Source organism: Microvirga calopogonii (assembly GCF_003347665.1).
Classification (GTDB): Bacteria; Pseudomonadota; Alphaproteobacteria; order Rhizobiales; family Beijerinckiaceae; genus Microvirga; species Microvirga calopogonii.
The window spans coordinates 123,049-129,665 of sequence record NZ_QDGA01000011.1; the positions used below are offsets into that span (position 1 = coordinate 123,049).

A 6,617-nucleotide genomic window follows, 5' to 3' on the forward strand; every position below is an offset into this window, starting at 1 on the left:
CATGGTGCATGCCCAGCGACGACAGGGTCGATGCAACCATGCAAGCGGGTACCCAATTGCCGCGGCATGTGCTCAATGGGCTGTGGTGCTCGGCATTCTGAGGAGCGCCGCCCTCAGAGATTCATCTTGAAAAAGGACCGGTCTTTGTCTCGGATTGAGATCCACGGTTACGCCATCGTGTCGGACAACGATTGTATCGCCGATGCGTCCGGGCGGACGCCCGATGTGCTCCGCAACGACGCGGATTGGGCCTATTTCCAGGCCGAGCTCAACAAGTCGGCCGTGACGGTGCTCGGCCGCCTGGGCCATGAGGCCAATCCGAACCCGAGGGGCCGGCTGCGGATGATCCTGTCCTCATCCTCGTCCGGACTTGAGCGACGGCCGGATGGCTGGTGGTGGAACCCCGAGGCGCTTCGCTGGGATCAGGCTATTCGGACTATCCTGCCGGACGGTGGACGGGTGGCCGTGCCCGGTGGTCGCCGGGTCTTCGACCTCTTCCTCGCCATCGGGTATGACGCCTTTCACCTGACCCGTGCCGAGGGAACCTCCATTCCTGACGGTGTACCCGTCTTCTCAGGATGGGGTGAAGGTACGAGCGCGGAAGACCTCCTGGCCGAACGAGGGTTGAAGCCGGAGCCCCGCCGCATCCTCGACCCTGCCGGACCGGTGAGCCTGACAATTTGGCGGAACGGTCGCCAAGAGTCGTGAGTTTGCTTGGAGTTGACGTGCAACAGCGACCCGAAGGGAGAAGCCGATGCGTCACCTCACCATTTCGACCGCATTACTCGCGGGCTGCCTGATCGCCGGAAGCGCATGGGCGCAGGGCTCCTCGGGCGGCTCCAGCGGAGGAGGCGCGGGCGGCGCTTCCGGTTCTTCCGGCGGCTCGTCGGCCTCACCGTCAACAGGCTCCTCGGCGTCTCCGAGCGGCGCTACTCAGCCCGGAGCAACGCCCATGCGGCCACCTGCTCAGGGCGCCCAGGGAAGTGCCGATCCTGGAAACAGCTCCAGCCGCATGGGTGGCTCGACGGGAAACACGGGAACAGGCAGTCGGGAGACGACGGGAACGATTCCGCCTCCCGGTACCGAAGGTAGCACGGGAGGAACCGCCGCGGGATCAGGCGGCTCCCAAACAGGGCCCCGCTCCACGGGGACGGTTGCAGGCGGCAACCGCCTGCAACCGGGTGAGCGTTCGGCCGTCAATCCCAGCTCTCGCGAGGAGCAACTCATTGAGGATGCCGATAAGAGGGTGAGACGGGGAATCTGCCAGGGCTGTTGACGTTCAGGCGGCTTTCTCGAGAGCCGGATAATCCGTGTAGCCCTCGGTGCCGCCGCCATAGAAGGTGGCGCGGTCCGGCTCATTGAGCGGTGCGTTGAGCCTGAAGCGCTCGACGAGGTCCGGATTGGCGATGAAGAGGCGTCCGAACGACACCAGATCGGCACGGCCGTTGGAAACGGCCTCGGCCGCCATGTCGCGGCTATAGCCGTTATTGGCGATGTAGGCCCCGCGGAAGGAGCGGCGCAGGCCCTCGTAATCCACACTCACCGCATTCCGGTCGCCCTGAGTGGCTCCTTCGATGATGTGGATATAGGCGAGACCCAGGCTGTCGAGCTTCTCAACCACATGGCTGAACAGGGCCTGGGGGTTCGAATCCTCCGCATCGTTCACCTTGGCCGGAGACAGGCGGATGCCGACACGCCCCTTGTCCCAGACCTTCAGCACGGCTTCCACCGCCTCGATGGTCAGGCGGGCCCGGTTCTCGATCGAGCCGCCATAGGCATCGGTGCGCTTGTTGGAGCCGTCCTTCATGAACTGGTCGAGCAGATAGCCGTTCGCCGCATGGATCTCGACACCGTCGAAACCTGCCTCCTTGGCGTTGCGGGCAGCGTTCTCGTAGTCCCGCAGGATCCCCGGAATCTCCGAGAGTTCGAGCGCGCGGGGCTCGGACACGTCGGCGAAGCCTTCCTCGAGGAACGTCTTCGTTTGAGCGCGGATGGGCGAGGGGCCGACGGGCGCGACGCCGCCAGGCTGGAGCGACGGGTGGGAGACCCGTCCCACATGCCAGAGCTGGATGAAGATCCGGCCGCCCGCCTTGTGAACCGCATCGGTTACCCGTCGCCAATGAGCGACCTGCTCAGGCGAGTAGATGCCTGGCGTACGCAGATAGCCCTGGCCCTGATGGGAGATCTGCGAGCCTTCCGAGATCAGGAGGCCGGCGCTCGCGCGCTGAGCATAATAGGTCGCCGTGATATCGCGAGCGACGTCTCCCTCCGCCGCACGGTTGCGGGTGAGGGGGGCCATGACCAGGCGGTTGGGCAGGGTCAGGTCGCCTAGGGTGAAGGGCTGGAACAATGCACTGGCATCGGCGCTCATCGAAAACCTCGTTTCATCCTGTGGAATTATCATAAGCACAGGTTGGTACGAGATAATCAGCCCTCCACCCGATGCAACGGAGGGCTGCCATGCAAAAATGCCATGTCTCCCGGACTGGACGCGAAACCGGATCGGAGGCTTCGGGATCGATTCCCCGCCTCAAGCCGGGCTGCTGGCCCGGTCGAGCTCCGCGATATCCTGGTCGTCGAGGCGGAGCTGGGTCGCCTGAACGAGATCCCGGACCTGCTCCACGCTCGTGGCGCTCGCGATCGGGGCCGTGAGCCCCGGCCGCGCCATCAGCCAAGCGAGCGCGACCCGGGCCGGCGTGGCCTGCTTCCGGGCGGAGACCGCGTCCAGGGCCGCCAGGATGCGCCGGCCGCGAACATCGAGATAGGCCGCCATGCGCCCACCGCGCACGCTCTTGCCGAAATCAGCCTCAGACCGGTACTTGCCCGTCAGGAACCCACTGGCGAGACCGTAGTAGGGAATGACACCGACCTCTTCCTTCCGGCAGAGCGGTTCCAGCTCGGCCTCGTATTCTGCGCGGTCGGACAGATTATATTTCGGCTGCAGGCTTTCGTAGCGCGGCAACCCGAGTTCGCCACTGATATCCAGCGCCTCCTTCAGCCGGGCGGCCGTGAAGTTCGAGGCCCCGATGGCCCGCACCTTTCCGGCCTGGATCAGCTCTGCATAAGCCTCGAGCGTCTCCTGCTGCGGCGTGTCGAGATCGTCCCGATGGGATTGGTAGAGATCGATATGGTCGGTCTGGAGACGCTGGAGCGAGGCTTCCACTGCAGAGCGGATATAGTCCTTCGACAACCCCTTCCGATCCGGCGCCATCTCGGACCCGACCTTGGTGGCGATCACGAGCTTGTCGCGATTGCCGCGAATCTTCATCCATTTGCCGATGATGGTTTCCGACTCGCCGCCCGTGTGGCCGGGCACCCAGGTAGAATACACATCGGCCGTGTCGATGAAGTTGAGCCCGGCATTGACGTAGGCGTCGAGCACCTTGAACGACGTCGCCTCATCGGCCGTCCAGCCGAAGACGTTGCCGCCGAGGCACAGGGGGGAAACCATCAAGTCCGAGCGGCCGAGCCGACGTTTTTCCATCTTCATCTCCATGATCCGCTGCCGTCGCGGAGCGGATCATGGAGATAGCGCATCGTGAGGAAAAGTGGACATGCCATCCCCAGGATATGCTTCTGTCGGATGCGGCGTGCCGCGATCAGGCCGCCGCACTCAACGTGATGCCGCGCGCTTCCGCGAAGGCGAACAGCTCGGCCTCGCTGCCAACACGATGACGCTGGTCGATGGTCCAGCCGGTCTCATCGCGCACCACGATGTAGCCCCGCGCCTGCAGGCGGGACACCACCGACTGGATGCCGCTCGACTCGGATTTCGTCACGCCGCGCTCAGCGATGAAGCGCTCGATGGCCGCCTGCGCAGCCTGGGCGAGGTCGATCGCATCGGCGCGGTTGGCAGGCTTTGCCTTCGCCTTGGCTTGCGCAAGAGCGCGCGCAGGATCCCGGCGGACGGATTTCCAGCCGCCGCGGCCGGACGTCTGTTCTCCCGCCGTTTCGGGCTCCACGGCGCGGGGGGCGGCGGGAGCCTCGGTGACGACGATCTTCGGGGCACTCGGCGCGACAGGCTGCGGGGCAGGGCGGAGAGGTGCGACCTTGGAAACACCCTGCACGGCGGGCAGAACGGCCTTCTTCTCCGGCTCCTTGGGTTTCGAGACCGGCTTGGCCGCGGCGGGCTGCTCCTTTTCTCGGAGTGCCTTTTCTTCGCGGGCCTTCTCTTCGCGCGCCCGTCGAGCAGCTTCCTCACGGGCTTGGCGGGACGCCTCGGCAGCCTTCCGCTTGGCTTCGGCCTCCGCTTTCCAAGACTCCATTTGCCGCTGTTGGGCGTCCGCTTCGGCTTTCTTCGCCTCCGCGTCGCGGCGGGCGGCGGCCTCGGCAGAGCGCTTGACCCGAATGACGAGCCGCTGGTCGATGCGCCCCTTCTCGGCAATGGCGGCCCTTGCCGCGCGGATCATCCCCGCTTCCGTCTCGGCGACGATCGTCTTCAGGTGCTCCGCCATCGATGCTTCGAGCGCCTTGATCGCCTGAACGAGCGCCGCCTGGACGTCGATTGACGGCAGCACTTTCCTCTGGAGGGGCGCGGCCGAGGGGGCGGGCATCTCAGCCTTGACGACAGGAGCATGACGTTCCGGTGCCGGGGAGCGAGCTGGTTCTTGCAGGGTCGGTTTCTGCATCACCGGTTTGACGGAATGCGTCTGAGGCGCCTTGGGACGAGCCATTCCAGCCGCGGTGATCTTCGCCAGCTTGGAGAGGTCGCGCACGCCGATCAGACCGAGGTCCTGCATCTTCCAGCGGATCTGGGTCACGGTTCGGCCGAGCTCGGCGGCGATCAGCTTGTCGGTCAGCGGCGGATCGGCCGAGACGAGTTCCCGCAACCGTGCGACGCTGGCTTCGTCCCAGGTCTGGTGAGGCTGGACGAGGGTGCCGATCAACCGCGCCCTGGCATAGGTTGCCGGCACGGGCCGTCCCAGTTTCGCGGCTGTGACGGGGACAGGAATCCTGGCCTCCCGGTCGCGGCGCAGAATCTCGAGTTCTTCTTCAGTCCAGACCCTGTTCATTGCAGGGCTTCTCCTTTTCTCAGCAAGTTCTCAGCAAGGCTGGGATCCGGCGAACCTGCATCGCGAGAAGAAGAGCGAATGCGGAGAGAAGGAAAATTCGCCGGATCGTGCCGGCGACGGATAACCGTTAAGCCGACATGAAGTGGGAGGGCACCTGATGAACGGTGCCGGTGAGCGCGGGCCTCGCCGCCGGGAACCATGGAGCCGGCCCCGGATCGGGTCGCAGCTCATGTTCATGCATGACGCGGCAACCCTTCACGAAACGCAGGCTTCGTGATGAGGACCATTGCGGTCGTATGAGGGCGAGCTGCAGGTGCATGGTGATTTCAAATCAAGAGTGCTGGGAGGTTTAGTCGGCTTCCGGTCAAATCTCAATGCTTGAGACGTCCGTAACGGAAACTTTCCTCGACGGAGGCTGAGAGCGTTGCAGAACAACGATTTCGAGCCGATTTCCGATCGCTCCGTAAGGATTGATTAACCATGACGGCGCATTCTCGATCTTGTGAGTCCCACGGGATTTTACGCATGCCTGACAGGGGGAAGGCTCATGGCCGAGAGCAACATCACGCAAACGATCAACGAGAGAATCGAAGCCGTCAAAAAGGTCGTGAACCTCATCTCGCAGGCGGGCAGGGGAGACGATCTGCATGATCTGCGCGTGCTCCTGATCAATACCATGAGCCTGCTCAAGCGCGATCCCGGCATCGAGGCAGCGGTCGACGATCTTTACGCCTCGGCGACCGCGCTCGTGCGGGATGCTTCGTCGGGCTATCCACCCAATGCAAGATCACTCCGTCTCCTGGTTTCCGCGTCGGACCGTTTTTGCACGCGGCTGACGTCCGCTGTGGATCGGATCGTGCCCGAACCCGAGACGCGGCTCAAAGGACTGGAAGCGGCTTACGCCGTTCAGCTCGAGCGTTTCTCCATGAATGCCGATCTCGACCCTGTCGGCCAGGTCGCATAGCACGCGAAGCAAGCCCCTTCGCAGCCCTGTTCATGTCATTCACCGACACAGCCCTCTTTGCGTTCAGCATCGGGGGCTTTTTGTTGGCAGAGACGATCCTGGTTCTACCCGAGAGATGAGCGATCCGCTTCCTCAAGCAATCGGATTGTGAGGGCTGGAGTTTCCTTGCGACAACCGGGGAGCCGTGGGTTTGGATCCCGTTCTCCCGGCGGTATTCGCGATGCCCTGATGCCGTGGCTCTTGTCGGGCGTGTCGCGCGTCGTATCGCGCCGTCTGTCGTGTGGCTGTCTGAACGGCAGCAAGCCCCCGGTGTCGTTTCGGGCGCGGGGGCTTTGTGCTGGTGTGAGATTGGTTGCGGGGACAGGATTTGAACCTGTGACCTTCAGGTTATGAGCCTGACGAGCTACCGGGCTGCTCCACCCCGCGCCAAGGCGTGCGAGTCTGGCCGCGGCCAAACCCCAAGCTGTGGGCCTTGATCGCAGGCGATCAAGGCGAAGAGGGCATTGGCAAGCGCTTGCGGCTTACAAATGCAAACGCGGCGCTCGAAGAAGCGCCGCGAGAACATGGTTCATCGTATCAGAGGCGTGTGTGGCGTTGTCCTTGGCAGGTCCGGCAATGACCTACTCTCCCGGGTCTTGAGA

At 64.0% G+C, this 6,617-nt stretch carries 5 protein-coding genes and 1 tRNA gene; 2 read left to right on the top strand and 4 right to left on the bottom strand.

What is annotated here, in order from left to right:
• The first annotated feature begins 144 nt into the window (after positions 1–144).
• Positions 145–708, top strand: coding sequence for a dihydrofolate reductase family protein (locus DDF70_RS12070; RefSeq protein WP_114945111.1), 564 nt, complete (start codon positions 145–147; stop codon positions 706–708).
• Between the two features lie 571 nt (positions 709–1,279).
• Here DDF70_RS12070 and DDF70_RS12080 read toward each other — a convergent pair.
• From DDF70_RS12080 to DDF70_RS12090, 3 genes are all read right to left on the bottom strand, one after another.
• Positions 1,280–2,371 (bottom strand): alkene reductase, encoded by a 1,092-nt coding sequence (locus DDF70_RS12080; RefSeq protein ID WP_114945113.1) that lies wholly within the window; start codon positions 2,369–2,371, stop codon positions 1,280–1,282.
• A gap of 159 nt (positions 2,372–2,530) precedes the next feature.
• Positions 2,531–3,484 carry an aldo/keto reductase gene (locus DDF70_RS12085; RefSeq protein WP_114945128.1) on the bottom strand — a complete coding sequence of 318 codons (954 nt, stop codon included), beginning with the start codon at positions 3,482–3,484 and terminating at the stop codon, positions 2,531–2,533.
• Between the two features lie 115 nt (positions 3,485–3,599).
• The gene (locus DDF70_RS12090; protein ID WP_114945114.1) at positions 3,600–5,012 is read right to left on the bottom strand and encodes a hypothetical protein; all 1,413 of its coding nucleotides are present in this window, start codon (positions 5,010–5,012) and stop codon (positions 3,600–3,602) included.
• 547 nt (positions 5,013–5,559) lie between these two features.
• Here DDF70_RS12090 and DDF70_RS12095 point away from each other — a divergent pair.
• The gene (locus DDF70_RS12095; RefSeq protein ID WP_114945115.1) at positions 5,560–5,976 is read left to right on the top strand and encodes a hypothetical protein; all 417 of its coding nucleotides are present in this window, start codon (positions 5,560–5,562) and stop codon (positions 5,974–5,976) included.
• Between the two features lie 349 nt (positions 5,977–6,325).
• Here DDF70_RS12095 and DDF70_RS12100 read toward each other — a convergent pair.
• Positions 6,326–6,402: transfer RNA gene (locus DDF70_RS12100), tRNA-Met, on the bottom strand.
• Positions 6,403–6,617: the final 215 nt, after the last annotated feature.